This window comes from Microbacterium sp. SLBN-154 (genome assembly GCF_006715565.1).
Taxonomy (GTDB): Bacteria; Actinomycetota; Actinomycetes; order Actinomycetales; family Microbacteriaceae; genus Microbacterium.
Map to the genome: position 1 here is coordinate 2,273,255 of NZ_VFNL01000001.1, position 14,728 is coordinate 2,287,982.

A 14,728-nucleotide genomic window follows, 5' to 3' on the forward strand; every position below is an offset into this window, starting at 1 on the left:
GCCAGGGAGCCTAGACGTCCCACCGCCCGCGATCACCGAGAGGCGAGGGCGTCGCGGATGGCCGCTTCGTACCAGGGTTCGAGGCTGTCGGCGAAGGTGACCGTCAGGTGGTCCTGGTCGCGGTAGACGTTGGCTCCGCCGATCACCGGGCGACACACCTCGTCATCGCAGAAGACATCGGTGAAGTCCAGCAGGGTCACCCCCGCCATCCCCTCCGCCGCCTCGCGGAGCGGATCGTCCGCCACGAGCACGTCGGCGCGCGGCCCGTCGCACTCGGCGGCGTCACGCGTGCGCAGGCACTTGTTCGGATCGGTCTCCCACACCGGGTTGTCCACCACCGTCACCACCGGTGTGCCGCGATCGATCATCTCGCTCCACGCCTCGCGGTAGCCCGCGACCGCGGCGTCGCGGGACGAGTCGAACCCCTCCGAGGCGTACGGCGTCGTGGCGAGGGCGGAGGTGAAGACGACATCGATCTCCCGGTCGGCGAGGGCCGAGGCGACGCCCTCCCGCCAGTCGGTGCACGCCGCGCCGAAGGCGCCCGGCGTCGAGAGGGGTGTGGTGTTCCAGGGGCACGCCCCCTTGAAGAACGTCGTCAGGTGCCAGCCGTTGCGCTGCGCCATCCGCTCGAAGGTGGGCAGGAGCTGGAAGGCGTGACTGTCGCCGATGAGTGCCACGCGCGGGGCGTCGGCGGCGTCGGAGCCGAACTCGCACGACACCGGGCGGGAGTCGTTCAGCTGCACGAAGCATTGATCGTCGGATGGTCGGTCCGCGCCCGCGAAGCCCGGCGCGGGCAGGATCGTGTCGGGGGTCGCGGCGTCATCGCAGGCCGGATCGAGAACCGATGCCGCGCCGAAGCATTCCGGCGGATTCTCGCGCAGCTCCGCGAGGGCCCGCACACCGGCGTTGTACGCGGGGGCGTTCACCGCCCAGGCGGCGCCCGCGGTGCTCGCCACCAGGAGCATCGCCACCAGCGACGCCCACAGGGTGACCCGCGGCGGACGAGAGGTCAGCACCTTCCAGCTGCGGAAGGGATCCTCGACGAAGGTCTTCGTCAGCCAGGCGAGCAGGAAGCAGAGGGCGAGCAGGGCGACGCGATGGTAGATCGTCAGTCCCCAGAACGGCACCGACGGCGCGATGATGATCAGCGGCCAGTGCCAGAGGTACAGCGAGTAGGAGATCCCCCCGATGAACTGCGCGGGCCGGACGGACAGCACGCGGGTCGGGTACCACCAGCGCTCGGTGTTCGATGCCGCGATGATCAGGCCCGCGCCGAGCGTCGGCACGAGGGCGGCGTACCCGGGGAACGGGGTCTGCCCGTCGTAGGCGAAGGTCGCCCAGAGGAGCGCGGCGATCCCGGCCCAGCCCGCCACGAAGCTCGCACCCGCGGAGCGCAGCCGCAGCATCGGCACGAGCGCGATGAGGGCACCGACGCCGAACTGCCACATCCGACCGAAGGTCACGAAGTAGGCCGGCGCGGGATCGGTGATGGTGAAGACGACGCAGAAGACGAAGGATGCCGCCGAGACGACCGCCAGCACCGCGATGACGCTCCGGCGCACCGCGCCGCGCGCCCATTTCACCGCGGCCCAGGCGGCGAGGAGCATCAGCAGCGGCCAGATGACGTAGAACTGCTCCTCGAGCGAGAGCGACCAGTAGTGCTGGACGGTGGTGGGGTCGCCGCCGTTGTTGAGATAGTCCGCGGACGTGATCGCGAGGTACCAGTTCTCGACATAGAAGGTCGACGCGAGGATCTCGCGCACCTCGTTCGGCAGTGCGGAGGTCGGGGTGAGGTACGGGGTCATCGCGACCAGCGCGCAGAAGAGCAGCACGAGCAGGGATGCGGGAAGCAACCGGCGTGCACGTCTGGCCCAGAACTGGCCGAGACGCACGGTGCCGGTGGCGGTGAGCTCCCGCATCAGGTGCGAGGTGATGAGGAATCCCGAGATGACGAAGAAGATGTCCACGCCGATGTAGCCGCCGGGGAACCGCCCCGGCCAGAAGTGGTAGAGCACCACGCACAGCACGGCGATGGCGCGCAGGCCCTGCACGTGCGGAAGGAATCGCGCGGGTTCGGCATGCTCGGGTGAGCCCTGTGCGCGACGGCTGCGCCGCCCTTCGGCGTCGCCGGGCAGGCGCGGCTCGAGGGCGGGATCAGCGGATGGCACGGTAAGACGCTAACCCCTGACGGCAGCCGTCTTGCTCAGCGACCTGCCAGTGTGACGGGTTAGCGGAGCCTTCTCTTGCTTGCGGAATAGGGGGCGCGCACTAGCGTTGGGTTCACTGGACCGCCGCGTGGCGGTTCGAAGGGAGCCGACAGAATGACCGACATTCAGACCACCCCCGCCACCGCCGCCGATCCCACGGTCGCCGCCGGCTCGGCGCAGTTCCTCACCCCGGTCGTGCTGGGACTGCAGGCTCTGGCCGTGAACGGCAAGCAGGCGCACTGGAACGTGCGGGGCGCGAATTTCATCGCCATCCACGAACTCCTCGATCAGATCGTCGACCACGCCCGGCAGGCAGCCGACGACGCTGCGGAGCGGATCGTCGCGCTCGGACTCCCGATCGACGCCCGCACGTCGACCATCGCTCAGAAGGTCGCGCCCACCGCGGTTCCCGCCGGGTTCACCCCGTGGCAGGAGATCGTCCGCGACATGATCGCCGACATGGACGCCGTGATCGTCGATGTCAAGACCGCCATCGAGGGACTCGACGAGGTCGACCTCACCAGTCAGGACGTGGCGCTGGCCATCATGCAGACGCTCGAGAAGGACCGCTGGTTCCTCTTCGCCCACCTCGCCGAGTGACCTCGCCGACGTGACGCCTCAGGGCCCCGAATCCTCTCCGGAGGATCGGGGCCCTTCGTCGAGGCCGGCGGTGCGCCCGCGTGTGCGCTCAGGCCAGATGCGTCAGCCGACCCGCGAGAAGCGTCGCTGACACCGTCATCTCGCGCAGCTCGCTGTCGGTCGCGGACAGCGGGTCGCCGTCGCACAGCACCAGATCACCCGGGGAGCCGGGGCGGATCGCCGCCGGATCGGTCGAACCACCCCTCGTCGACGCCGCCAACGCCGTCTGCGGGTCCAGGGCCTGTTCGGGGCGCCATGCCGGGCGACCCCCTCGGGTGCGGTGCACTGCGGCAGCCAGCGCGGCCCACGGATCCAGAGGTGAGACCGGGGCGTCCGACCCGAACAGCAGAGTGGCGCCGGCGTCGGCGAGGGCGCGAAGCGGATAGGCAGTGGCGGTCTGCGCCGCCCAGATCTCGTCGGTGAGGTCGCGGTCGTCGACGGCGTGCTCGGGTTGTACGCTCGCGCCGACGCCGAGCCGAGCGAATCGCGGGATGTCCGACGCGCCCACGAGCTGCGCGTGCTCGACGGTGCCGGTCGCTCCGCTGAGCGCGAAGGCGTCCAGGGCGTGGGAGTTGGCGACATCCCCGATGGCATGGATGGCGCACGACAGGCCCGCCGCGGTCGCCCGGGTCATCATCTCGACCAGCGCGGCCGGCGCGACGGTGAGCATGCCACGGTCGTCGGGAGAGCCGGCGTACGGGTGCGAGCACGCGGCGGTGCGAGTCCCGAGCGAGCCGTCGGTGATGACCTTGAGTGGTCCGACGTGGACGAGATCCGATCCCCCGCGGAGGGGATCACCCGTGCGAAGGCCCGCGGCGATCGCGCGATCGAGGTGCTCGGGGTAGATGCCGAACGACACCCGCATCGTGTCGAACCCGCCCGCCACGCGCCGGACCCACGCGTCCTCGTTCCAGGCCATGTCGAGATCCACCAGGCCCACGACACCCCGTCCGGCTGCGCGCCGTGCCATCGCCGCGACGAGGGCATCGGCGTGCGCGGCGGGGACGGCGTTCAGCCGGCGCGACACCTCGAACGCGGGCGCCTCCCGCAGGATGCCGCTGTCGTCGGCCGACAACGACTCTCGGCGCAGCGCGGCGGAGTTGAGCCACACGCTGTGGACGTCGGCGTTGATCAGGTAGGTGGGGATGTCTCCGGTGTGCTCGTCCAGCAGGGCCACACTCGGCGAGTCCGCCCACAGCGCGTCGCGGAAGCCGACCCCGACCCGTCGGCCGTCGGCGAGGACCGGCGACGCCGCCACGCGGCGTGCGGCCTCCACAGCGGTGGTCGCATCGACGACCGAGACACGTTCCGAGGCGAGAGCCCACTGTGTGACGTGCACGTGATGATCCCAGAGCCCCGGGACGAGGAAGCGTCCGTCGGCCTCGAGCACCGACCCTGTCGGACGGATGACGCCTGCCGGTGCGATGTCGACGATCGCGCCGTCCGAGAGGAAGACATCGACGCGGTCGTCAGCATCGGCGACCGGCAGAAGCTCGCGGCCAGGACCTCTGACCCGGGCGCCTCGGATGACGGCGACCTGCTCGCCGACGTTCACGCGATCCCTCCGGCGTCGGCTCGCGCCTGCAGCGCGCGCTCCATCTCTGCGGCGAGGGCGGGATTCTGGTGCGGGCCCTCGTGAGCGAGGCCGTCGATCACGGCGCGGACGACCTCGGCCGGCTTGTTCTGGCTGAGCTTGCGCTTCGCCACGATGCGGGTCGGGTTCAGCCGGAACCCGACGGTGCCGCGCTCCAGACGTTCGACGAAGGCGGCGTCGTTGGGCCGCTCCCACAGAAGTCGGGGCGCGGGCATGCCGGCCTCGAAGCGGGCCACGAGCCGGTCGAGGACCCGGAGGTTCTGTTCGGCATCGAGGATCTCGGGGACACCGGTGAGGTGGACCGAGGAGAAGTTCCACGTGGGAACCGAGGGCGTGTCGCCGTACCACCCTGGCGAGACGTACCCGTGCGGCCCCTGGATCACGACGAGCAGCTCGCGCGTGCCCAGACCGTGGATGAGGTCGTCCGGCTTGCCCACATGACCGACGATGGTGAGGTCGTCGCGGTCGTCGTCGAGCAGCACGACGTAGTGGGAGGCGACCAGCCCTTCGTCGCCGGCGCTCACGATCGTCGCCCACGGGTTGAGGTCGACCAGGCGGCGCAGCTCCGCGACATCCGTCATCGCGAAGCTCGGATTCTGACGCATGCTCCCAGCCTAGGACGAGCGCGCGGATCGCCTCGTCGCGCCCGATCGCCGGGCGGCGATGCCGTTCACGCCTGACAGGACGGGCACCAGTAGAGCTTGCGCGAGGCCGCCTCCTCCACCACAACGGAGGTGCCGCAGACTCGACACGGCAGTCCCGCTCGCCCGTAGACCCAGTGCCGGTGCTCACGGCGGGCCATCGCACTGCGCCGCTCCTTCGCGGTGAGTCCGTCGCGCGTCATCATCTGGCCCGTCTCGACGCCGATGACCAGGAGCCGCGACCAGTCGCGCCAGATCTCGCGCACCGTCTCCTCGGGGACCTCGCGGCCCGGGGTGTGGGGGTTGAGACTCGCCCGGAACAGCAGCTCCGCACGATAGACGTTGCCGATTCCGCTGACCACGCTCTGATCCATCAGCAGCAGTCCGATGGGCGTCACGGTGCGCCGCACACGCGCGACGAACCGTTCCTCCCCCTCGCGGGCGTCGTCGACGAGCGGATCGGGCCCGAGCTTCGCCAGGGACTCCTCCACCTCATCGGGAGTCTGGATCACGCACGCGGTCGGTCCGCGCAGATCCGCGCAGGTGAGATCCGTGAGCAATCGCAACCGCACCTGGCCGCGCACCGGGGGCGGCCACTCCTCGGAATCGGCCTCCCCTGGCAGACCCGTGGTCTGCTCCGACATCCGCACGCGGCCGCGCGCGCGACGAGGTGCGCCGATCGAGGTCAGAGAGTTCTCCCCGGCCGCATCCAGGATCGCCTCCGGCGTCCCGCGCTGATCGGTCTGACCCATCCGCCCGTTCGACGCGGCGATCGTCGGATCGGAGACGATCTCGCCGGCGAAGTCCCACGCGCCGTACAGACCGAGGTGCACGCGCAACCAGAGGTCGCCGTCGAACGCGACGAACATCTGCTTTCCGACCGCCCGGGATTCACGCGCTTCGCGCCCGTCGATGAGTGACGCGCCCTCGGCGAAGCGTCCCTGAGGGCTGGATGCCGCAACCGTTCGCCCGACGAAGTTCTGCGCGATCTGTCGGGCGATGCGGTGGACGGAATGGCCCTCGGGCACCGGTGTCAGCCGGCCTCGGGATCGAAAGAGCTCGTCTCGTCGGCCAGGACATCGGCCCGCGCGGCACCCGTCCCCGCTCCGGTCGCTCGCGGATCGGGGGCGAGGCTCCCGTCTCGCTCGAATGCGGCGATCTGCGCGATACGGCGTTCGTGCCGCTCCTCACGGGAGAACGGCGTCGCGATGAAGCGGTCGATGAACGCCGACGCCTCGTCGAAGGTGTGCTGGCGGGCACCGATCGCGATCACGTTGGCGTCGTTGTGCTCGCGCGCGAGTTCTGCTGTCGCGATGCTCCACACCAGCGCAGCGCGGATGCCCGCGACCTTGTTCGCGGCGATCTGCTCGCCGTTGCCCGATCCTCCGAACACCACGCCGAGCGACTCCAGACCCGCGGCCTGGTCTCGCACGACGGCCTGCGCCGCCCGGATGCAGAAGGCCGGATAGTCATCGAGCGCGTCGTACTCGATCGGGCCGTGATCGATGACCTGATGCCCCTGCGCGGCGAGGTGATGCTGCAGCTGCGTGGAGAACTCGAGACCGGCGTGATCGGTGGCGATGTGGATGCGCATGGCCTTCATCCTAGGGAGGCGGAAACGGACGGAACGGCGCCGGTCCTCGCGGCGCCGGCGGCTTACGGAGCGATGCCCGACGCCGCCGGCTTGAAGCCCGCCCGGACGTTCTCGCAGCAACCCGGTCGGCACACATCGAACCACGGCCCCAGATCGGTGCGATGCGGCCGGTCCGCTGCGGGAGTGCCCTTCAGCCTTTCCTCGATGAGGTCGACGAGCCCACGCACGTAGGCCGGGTCGATCCCCGGGGTCTGCGTCCGCACGGCACGCAGACCGGCCTGTTCGGCAGCCTCCATCGCCTCGGTGTCGAGGTCCCACATGACCTCCATGTGGTCGCTGACGAACCCGAGCGGAACGATCACCACCGCCTGCGCTCCGACCTCGGGAAGCCCTTCGATGACGTCGACGACGTCCGGTTCCAGCCAGGGCTGAGACGGCGGGCCCGATCGGGACTGGTAGACGAGCTGCCACGGTACGTCGGCTGCCGCCGGGATCTCCGCCGCGATGTCGGCCATCACCACCTCGGCGACCGCGAGGTGCTGGGCTTCGTAGGCACCCCCCGGACCGAAGTCGCGGTCTCGGGGGCCCGAACGCTCGGCATCGGCGGTGGGGATGCTGTGCGTGGAGAACAGCACGCGGATCCGCGACGGGTCGATTCCGTCGTCGAGCAGGCCCGAGATCGCGCCGTGCACTCCGTCGACGAACGGCCGGACGAAACCGGGGTGGTCGAAGAACTGACGCACCTTGTCGATGGTCACGGTGTCACCCAGACCCGTTTCGTTCAGAGCACGGGCGAAATCCTCGCGGTACTGCCGGCAGCTCGAGAAGGAGCTGTACGCGCTGGTGGCAAGTCCCAGGAGCGTCGTGTGTCCGGCGTCGGCGGCCTGGCGGACGGCCTCGTCGAGGTAGGGCGCCCAGTTCCGGTTGCCCCAGTACACGGGCAGATCGATCCCGCGGGAGGCGAGCTCCGTTTCGAGAGCGGCCTTCAAGGCTCGATTCTGCGCATTGATGGGGCTGACGCCTCCGAAATGGCGGTAGTGGTGCGCGACCTCTTCGAGGCGCTCGTCGGGGATCCCCCGTCCGCGGGTGACGTTGCGGAGGAAGGGGATGACATCGTCCTGACCTTCCGGGCCGCCGAAGCCGGCGAGGAGCACGGCGTCGTAGGCGACGGGTGTCTCGACGTGCGGCGCTCCCGAGGCGGCGGCCGGGGAGGCGAACAGAACCGTGGGGGTGTCGGAGCTGGTGTCCTGGGGGGCGAGATCGGTCACCCTGCCATCCTCGCACCGCGCGACGGCACTGGCGCCGGGCGTAGGCTGGTGCAGTTGTCAGCGGTGCCGGTGCCACAGGGCCGGGCCGCTCCGTCTACCCCCACGACCCCGGGAGAACAGCCGTGCCAGGAGAGAACCTCACCCGCCTCGAGGCCCAGGAGCGTCGAGCCGTCGTCGACACCGACTCCTACCAGGTCGATCTCGACCTCACGCGGGGTGCGGAGATCTTCGGTTCGCGGACGGTCGTCCGATTCCGCGCGCAGCCGGGGAGCTCGACCTTCATCGACCTGATCGCCCGCGACGTCCGGGAGATCACGCTGAACGGCCGTTCGATCGACCCTGCCACGGCCTTCGCCGATTCCCGCATCGCGCTGGACGATCTGGCCGAGGACAACGAGCTGGTCATCGACGCTGACTGCGCCTACACCAACACCGGTGAGGGGCTTCACCGCTTCGTCGATCCCGTCGACGGCGAGGTCTACCTCTACTCGCAGTTCGAGGTTCCCGACTCCCGGCGCATGTTCGCCGTCTTCGAGCAGCCCGACCTGAAAGCGACCTTCCGCTTCACCGTGACGGCTCCGGAGGCGTGGGAGGTCGTCTCCAACTCCCCCACGCCCGAGCCGGCCCGTCACGGGAACGGCACGGCGACCTGGGATTTCGAGCCGACGCCCCGCATCTCCTCGTACATCACCGCCCTCATCGCCGGGCCCTACGAGAAGACCTTCTCCGAGCTGACCAGCGCCTCGGGTCGGGTCATCCCGCTCGGTGTCTACGCTCGCAAGAGCCTGTGGAACCACCTCGACGCCGACTACGTCTTCGACAAGACGCGCCAGGGCTTCGCCTACTTCGAGGAGAAGTTCGACTACCCCTACCCGTTCGCCAAGTACGACCAGCTGTTCGTTCCGGAGTTCAACGCCGGCGCGATGGAGAACGCGGGAGCGGTGACCTTCACCGAGACCTACGTGTTCCGCAGCAAGGTGACCGACGCCGTCCGGGAGCGCCGCGTGGTCACCATCCTGCACGAGCTCGCCCACATGTGGTTCGGCGATCTCGTCACGATGAAGTGGTGGAACGACCTCTGGCTGAACGAGTCGTTCGCCGAGTGGGCGTCCACCATCGCCACCGCCGAGGCGACCGAATGGACCGAGGCGTGGACGACCTTCAACGCGATGGAGAAGACCTGGGCCTACCGCCAGGATCAGCTCCCGTCCACCCACCCGGTCGTCGCCGAGATCAACGACCTCGAGGACGTCCAGGTCAACTTCGACGGCATCACATACGCCAAGGGGGGCTCGGTCCTCAAGCAGCTCGCTGCCTGGGTCGGGATCGAGGCCTTCTTCGCCGGGGTGGCGGCCTACTTCAAGAAGCACGAGTGGTCCAACACCGAGCTGTCGGATCTGCTGACCGAGCTCGAGGCGACGAGTGGTCGCGAGCTGACCACCTGGTCGAAGAAGTGGCTCGAGACCGCCGGGGTGAACACCCTCTCCCCCGTCATCGACGAATCTCCCGACGGGACGATCCGGCGATTCGCGATCATCCAGACGGCGCCGGCGGACTACCCCACGATCCGCCCCCACCGCCTCGGCGTCGGCTTCTACACCCTCCAGGACGGCGCCCTGGTGCGCACCCACGGGGTGGAGCTGGACGTCGACGGCGACCGCACCGAGGTGCCGGAACTGGCGGGCCTGGTGCGCCCCGACCTGGTGCTGCTCAACGACGGAGACCTGGCTTACGCCAAGATCCGCCTGGACGAGCGTTCCCTCCAGACCGCCATCGACCACCTCGCGGGGATCGCCCACCCTCTCGCGCGTTCGCTGGTGTGGGGCGCCGCATGGGACCAGACGCGCGATGCCGAGGCATCGGCCACCGATTACGTCGATCTCGTGCTGCGCAACATCGCCTCCGAGACCGAATCGACCACGGTGCGCACGACGCTGGCACAGCTGCTCCTGGCCGCCACCTCGTACGTCGCCCCCGAGAAGCGGGATGACACCCGTCGTCGCGTGGCCGGGCACCTGTGGGCTCTCGCGCAGAACGCCACGGCCGGCAGCGACAGCCAGCTGCAGTTCGTCACCGCCTTCGCGGCGGCGGCCTGCACCCCCGAGCAGTGGGCGGCGGTGAAGAGCCTCCGAGACGGGGACATGGTTCTCGACGGTCTGCAGATCGACACCGACCTCTCGTGGCAGCTGCTGGTCTCCCTCGCCGCCGGTGGGGTCGCCTCGATCGGCGACATCGAAACCGCCCTGGCCGCGGACAACACCGCCAAGGGCGGCGAGTTCGCCGCCCAGGCCCGCGCCGCGTTGCCCTTCCCCGAGGCCAAGCGCGCCGCGTGGGCGTCGCTGGTCGACCGTGACGACCTTCCCAACACCGTGGTCCGATCCGCATCCCTCGGATTCGTCAACCCCGCCGGCCGCGACCTGCTCGCCGACTACGTGCAGCCCTACTTCGACATGCTGCTGCCGGTCTGGGAGTCGCGCACCTACAAGATCGCGGAGTACCTGATCGCGGGGCTCTATCCCTCCCCGCTGGCGAACACGGCGCTCCGCGACGCCACCCGCGCGTGGCTCGCTGACCATGCGGACGCACCGGCCGCCCTGCGCCGACTCGTGCAGGAGAACCTCGCCGGCGTCGAGCGGGCGCTGGCTGTGCAGGAGCGCGACGCGCAGTAAGCAGCATCCCTTCCGATCCGCGGCCCTCAGGAGATCCTGGGGGCCGCGTCGTTAGGATCTGAGACCGATGACTGCCATCCCTGTCTCCGCGTCCGCAGCGCCCGCACTCCCCGCACCCTGGGATGTCGTCCTGCCCGTCCTTCAAGAGGTCGGGTGGCGGGCGCTCCAGGTCGCGATCATCGTCGTGGCCGCCCTGCTCATCGCCATCATCCTTCGCGCCGTCATCCGCAGGGTCGTCGATCGCATCGTCTCGGGTGCGAAGAACCGCGCCCGCGTCGACGACACCCAGGCTCTGGAGCGCTCCCCCGTCGCACAGGTGCGCGTCGTCCAGCGCACCCGCACGCTCGGCTCGATCCTGCAGAACATCGTCGGGGTCACGATCATCGTCGTGGCACTGCTGCTCATCGTCTCGGTGATCAACCCGAACATCCTCGGGTCGCTCACCCTCCTCACCGCGGCCATCGGCGCCGGCCTCGGCTTCGGCGCCCAGAACATCGTGAAGGACGTTCTCAACGGCATCTTCATCGTCGCTGAGGACCAGGTGGGGATCGGCGACGTCGTCGATCTGGGACTCGCCACGGGCATCGTGGAATACGTCAGCGTCCGGGTCACCCACGTCCGTGACGTCAACGGCACGCTCTGGTACGTCCGCAACGGCGAGATCACCCGCATCGGCAACCTGTCGCAGGGATGGTCTCGGGTCATCGTCGACGTCGGGGTACCCGTCGACTCCGACATCGACGAGGTCGAACACGCGCTGCAGGATGCCGCGGCGGGCCTGGCGAAGGATCCCAAGTGGCGCTCCCGGATCGTCGACCGCCCCGAGGTCTGGGGATTGGAGGCGGTCACCGGCGAGACCCTGGTGCTCCGGGTGGTGATCCGCACCCGCGCCCACTCGAAGGACGATGTCGCCCGGGAGCTGCGTGTCCGCGTGAAGCGGGCGACCGATGACCTGGGGCTGAGCGCCACCATCTCCTCGGTGCGGCTCGAGGGCCATGACGGCGCCCACCGGGTGCGCGGCGCGAACCCGCCCAAGACGAAGCCGACCCCCGTGCCCATCGCCACCGAGCGACCGGTCTGGCGGCCGAAGCTTCGCCCCCGGCGGCCGCGCGAGACCCCGCCGCCGGGCACGACACCGCCCCCCGGGAGCACCACCTCGCCCGACGCGGACGCGTAGATTGGAGGCTGGCGCCGCGGCGGCGCCTGCGGAAGGAGCCCCGAGCGGTGAGTGACGCCGAGACATCGCCACGGTCGTTCTACGACGAGGTGGGCGGCCACGACACCTTCGTCCGCCTCGTGGACGTGTTCTATCGGGAGGTGGCCGCCGATGAGGTCCTGCGCCCGATGTACCCCGAGGAGGACCTCGGACCGGCCAAGGATCGCCTGACGCTGTTCCTCGAGCAGTACTGGGGCGGCCCGGCGACCTACAGTCTCCAGCGGGGCCACCCGCGGCTGAGGATGCGCCACGCCCCGTTCCACGTCAATCCCGACGCGCGGGACCGGTGGCTGCGCCATATGCGGACCGCCGTCGACGAGCTACGACTGCCTCCCCTGCAGGAGGAGACCCTCTGGGATTACCTGCACCGCGCGGCCTTCGCGATGGTGAACACCTTCGAGCCGACCAAGAGGTCGTGATGGCGTCGAGGGAGGTCCTGCAGGCCGATGTCCTCGTGATCGGGTGGGGCCTGGCGGGTCTTGTCGCGACCACCGAGGCGGTGAGCGCGGGAAAGCGCGTGGTTCTGCTCGATCAGGAGCCGCGCAGCAACCTCGGCGGTCAGGCCTGGTGGTCTTTCGGCGGCCTCTTCCTGGTGGACTCCCCCGAGCAGCGACGGATGGGAGTGCGGGATTCCCTGGCCCTCGCCGAGCAGGACTGGTGGGGCACGGCCGGCTTCGACAGACCCGAGGACCTCTGGCCCCGCCGGTGGGCCGAGGCCTACCTCGACTTCGCCGCGGGCGAGAAGCGGGCGTGGTTGCGCGGCAAAGGAATGTCGTTCTTCCCGGTCGTCGGCTGGGCCGAACGCGGAGGCTACGGCGCGACCGGACCCGGCAACTCCGTCCCGCGATTTCACATCACCTGGGGGACGGGCCCCGGCGTCGTGGCGCCCTTCCTCCGAGACGTCGAACGCGCGGAGGCGGAGGGGCGCGTGACGATCCTGCCCCGCCACCGGGTCACAGGGCTCCTCTCCCGTGACGGAGCGATCGGCGGTGCCCAGGGCCAGATCCTCGCGCCCTCCGGTGCCGCTCGCGGGCGTCCGAGTTCTCGCGAGGTGGTGGCCGACTTCCAGATCACGGCTGGGGCCACCATCGTCGCGTCGGGAGGAATCGGCGGCAACCACGAGCTCGTTCGCCGGGCGTGGCCGGATCGACTGGGCACACCGCCGGAGCGGATGCTCGCGGGGGTCCCCGCCTACGTCGACGGGTCGATGATGCAGACCGCGGCGGCCTCGGGAGCGCGCGTGATCAACGGCGATCGGATGTGGCACTACGTCGAAGGGCTGCACAACGTCGACCCGGTCTGGCCCGGCCACGGGATCCGTATCCTGCCCGGCCCCTCATCGCTGTGGCTGGACGCCCGAGGAACCCGCCTCCCCGTACCGCTGTACCCCGGTTTCGACACCCTGGGGACGCTCGCCCACCTGCGCCGGACCGGATTCGATCACTCGTGGTTCGTGCTCTCCTCCCGCATCGTGGAGAAGGAGTTCACGCTGTCGGGAAGCGAGCAGAATCCCGACCTGACCGGCAAAGACCTGCCGCTGCTGATCCGTTCCCGTCTCGGAAAGGGGGCCGCCGGGCCCGTGCAGGCGTTCCTCGACCACGGTGAGGACGTCGTGGTGCGCGACACCCTCGACGATCTGATCGCCGGCATGCGGGCCCTTCCGGGCGGCGACGTGCTGGACGGCGCGCAGGTACGACGCGAGGTGGAAGCCCGCGACCGCGAGGTGGAGAACCCCTTCACCAAGGATGCACAGATCGCGATGCTGCGTTCCGCGCGTGCATTCCGCGGTGACCGGCTGATCCGCACCGCCGCGCCGCACCGACTGCTGGACCCCAAGGCGGGCCCGCTCATCGCTGTGCGTCTCGGCGTCGTCACCAGGAAGACCCTGGGCGGCATAGAGACCGATCTGGACGGCCGTGCCCTGGGCGAGGCGGGCTCCGCTGTGCCGGGGCTGTTCGCCGCGGGTGAGGCGAGCGGCTTCGGTGGGGGCGGTGTCCACGGATACCGGGCGCTGGAGGGGACGTTCCTGGGCGGATGCCTCTTCAGCGGCCGCGCAGCGGGACGGGGCGCCGCTGCAGCGGTGTGAGCGGAGGCGGTCGACGCTGACCGTTCAGGCGTCCGTGCGACCGGTCGCACGGACCGCCGTGAGCCCCTCGCGGGGCGGGCGTCGGACCAGCACATGCCCGCGCCGAAGACTCAGCCGCGTCCACGACGGTGCGGTGAAGACGCGTACCGTCTCCTCGCCGCCGATGAAGCCCAGCCCGAATGCGGCGAAGGCGACGCCGAGCGGCAGATCGGCGAGCTCCTCCGCGGGTGCTCCCCAGACATCCGATCTGATCACGCGCACCACGTCCTCGCCGGCGTCGGCCGGGAGCTTGTTGGCCACGGCCGCCATCCCCCACTGCGCACGTGAGGCGAGATCGGATGCTGCGATCTCGCCGCCGGGCTCCCACCCACCCTGTGGCGGCGAGATACCCGCCCATGCGGGGGCGAGGGCCGTCGCGGGCAGAGCGAGGGCCCGGTCGTCGGCGGCGTCCACAGCGAGTGCCGCCGCGTCCACGACGAAGTCGCACTCCAGTTCGGGGTCGGCGCGGATCGCACGCATTCCGAGGATGGTGGGCGTGCTGTCGAACAGTCCTCGCGGCGCCAGCACAGCCGCCCACATCGTCAGGGTCCCCGCAGACGAGCGCAGCCGCACGGCACCGTCGCCGAGTCGGGCGGCGCGGCCGGCAAAGGTGAGGGCATCGGCGACAGCGTCGCGATCGGCGAGAAGGAGGCGCTCGGACATCCGACCTAAACTACCAACGAACGGGCGCCGCGCCCGGACAGGAGGAACAGGCGCGTGAGCGAGCCCGACCACCCCGCGCACTCCGCCCAGCCGGCGCACCCGGATGCGGAAC

Annotated in this window: 12 protein-coding genes; 5 read left to right on the top strand and 7 right to left on the bottom strand. The window is 70.1% G+C overall.

What is annotated here, in order from left to right; genetic code table 11:
• Window positions 1-32: 32 nt before the first annotated feature.
• A complete protein-coding gene (locus tag FBY40_RS11010) occupies window positions 33-2,168 on the bottom strand; it encodes an acyltransferase family protein (RefSeq protein WP_141938678.1) in 2,136 nt (711 codons plus the stop codon).
• A gap of 153 nt (window positions 2,169-2,321) precedes the next feature.
• Here FBY40_RS11010 and FBY40_RS11015 point away from each other — a divergent pair, with 153 nt between their 5' ends.
• Window positions 2,322-2,807 carry a Dps family protein gene (locus FBY40_RS11015; RefSeq protein ID WP_124293363.1) on the top strand — a complete coding sequence of 162 codons (486 nt, stop codon included), beginning with the start codon at window positions 2,322-2,324 and terminating at the stop codon, window positions 2,805-2,807.
• An 88-nt stretch (window positions 2,808-2,895) separates the two neighbouring features.
• Here the strand turns inward: FBY40_RS11015 and FBY40_RS11020 are convergent, their stop codons facing one another.
• The 5 genes from FBY40_RS11020 to FBY40_RS11040 form a co-directional block, all read right to left on the bottom strand.
• Window positions 2,896-4,401, bottom strand: a complete 1,506-nt coding sequence (locus FBY40_RS11020; RefSeq protein WP_141938680.1) for an amidohydrolase — start codon at window positions 4,399-4,401, stop codon at window positions 2,896-2,898.
• Window positions 4,398-5,045, bottom strand: coding sequence for an FMN-binding negative transcriptional regulator (locus FBY40_RS11025; protein WP_141938682.1), 648 nt, complete (start codon window positions 5,043-5,045; stop codon window positions 4,398-4,400). Before FBY40_RS11025 ends, FBY40_RS11020 begins: the two co-directional genes overlap by 4 nt.
• Window positions 5,046-5,110: 65 nt before the next feature.
• Entirely contained in the window at window positions 5,111-6,109 is a 999-nt protein-coding gene (locus FBY40_RS11030; protein WP_141938683.1) for an Fpg/Nei family DNA glycosylase, read from the bottom strand.
• 5 nt (window positions 6,110-6,114) lie between these two features.
• Window positions 6,115-6,675, bottom strand: coding sequence for a ribose-5-phosphate isomerase (locus tag FBY40_RS11035; protein WP_141938685.1), 561 nt, complete (start codon window positions 6,673-6,675; stop codon window positions 6,115-6,117).
• 62 nt (window positions 6,676-6,737) lie between these two features.
• Window positions 6,738-7,943, bottom strand: a complete 1,206-nt coding sequence (locus FBY40_RS11040; protein WP_141938687.1) for a ferrochelatase — start codon at window positions 7,941-7,943, stop codon at window positions 6,738-6,740.
• A 122-nt stretch (window positions 7,944-8,065) separates the two neighbouring features.
• Between FBY40_RS11040 and pepN the strand changes: the two genes are divergently transcribed.
• The 4 genes from pepN (at window position 8,066) to FBY40_RS11060 (ending at window position 13,914) form a co-directional block, all read left to right on the top strand.
• Window positions 8,066-10,612, top strand: a complete 2,547-nt coding sequence (gene pepN, locus FBY40_RS11045) for an aminopeptidase N (RefSeq protein WP_141938688.1) — start codon at window positions 8,066-8,068, stop codon at window positions 10,610-10,612.
• A gap of 67 nt (window positions 10,613-10,679) precedes the next feature.
• Complete coding sequence (locus FBY40_RS11050) at window positions 10,680-11,789, top strand: mechanosensitive ion channel family protein (RefSeq protein WP_141938689.1); 1,110 nt, start codon at window positions 10,680-10,682, stop codon at window positions 11,787-11,789.
• 47 nt (window positions 11,790-11,836) lie between these two features.
• Window positions 11,837-12,247 carry a globin gene (locus FBY40_RS11055; RefSeq protein ID WP_141938691.1) on the top strand — a complete coding sequence of 137 codons (411 nt, stop codon included), beginning with the start codon at window positions 11,837-11,839 and terminating at the stop codon, window positions 12,245-12,247.
• On the top strand, window positions 12,247-13,914 hold the full coding sequence (locus FBY40_RS11060; protein WP_141938692.1) for an FAD-binding dehydrogenase: 1,668 nt from the start codon (window positions 12,247-12,249) through the stop codon (window positions 13,912-13,914). The genes FBY40_RS11055 and FBY40_RS11060 overlap by 1 nt, the downstream gene beginning before the upstream one ends.
• Before the next feature lie 24 nt (window positions 13,915-13,938).
• On the opposite strand, the gene FBY40_RS11065 is transcribed toward FBY40_RS11060, so the two are convergent.
• Window positions 13,939-14,616 carry a hypothetical protein gene (locus tag FBY40_RS11065; RefSeq protein ID WP_141938694.1) on the bottom strand — a complete coding sequence of 226 codons (678 nt, stop codon included), beginning with the start codon at window positions 14,614-14,616 and terminating at the stop codon, window positions 13,939-13,941.
• Window positions 14,617-14,728 lie beyond the last annotated feature (112 nt).

Excerpts from the sequence above, each read along its gene's own strand:
- FBY40_RS11065 (WP_141938694.1), bottom strand. The coding sequence starts at position 14,616 with ATGTCCGAGCGCCTCCTTCTCGCCGATCGCGACGCTGTCGCCGATGCC.
- FBY40_RS11035 (WP_141938685.1), bottom strand. The coding sequence starts at position 6,675 with ATGCGCATCCACATCGCCACCGATCACGCCGGTCTCGAGTTCTCCACG.
- FBY40_RS11025 (WP_141938682.1), bottom strand. The coding sequence starts at position 5,045 with ATGCGTCAGAATCCGAGCTTCGCGATGACGGATGTCGCGGAGCTGCGC.
- FBY40_RS11015 (WP_124293363.1), top strand. The coding sequence starts at position 2,322 with ATGACCGACATTCAGACCACCCCCGCCACCGCCGCCGATCCCACGGTC.
- FBY40_RS11050 (WP_141938689.1), top strand. The coding sequence starts at position 10,680 with ATGACTGCCATCCCTGTCTCCGCGTCCGCAGCGCCCGCACTCCCCGCA.
- FBY40_RS11060 (WP_141938692.1), top strand. The coding sequence starts at position 12,247 with ATGGCGTCGAGGGAGGTCCTGCAGGCCGATGTCCTCGTGATCGGGTGG.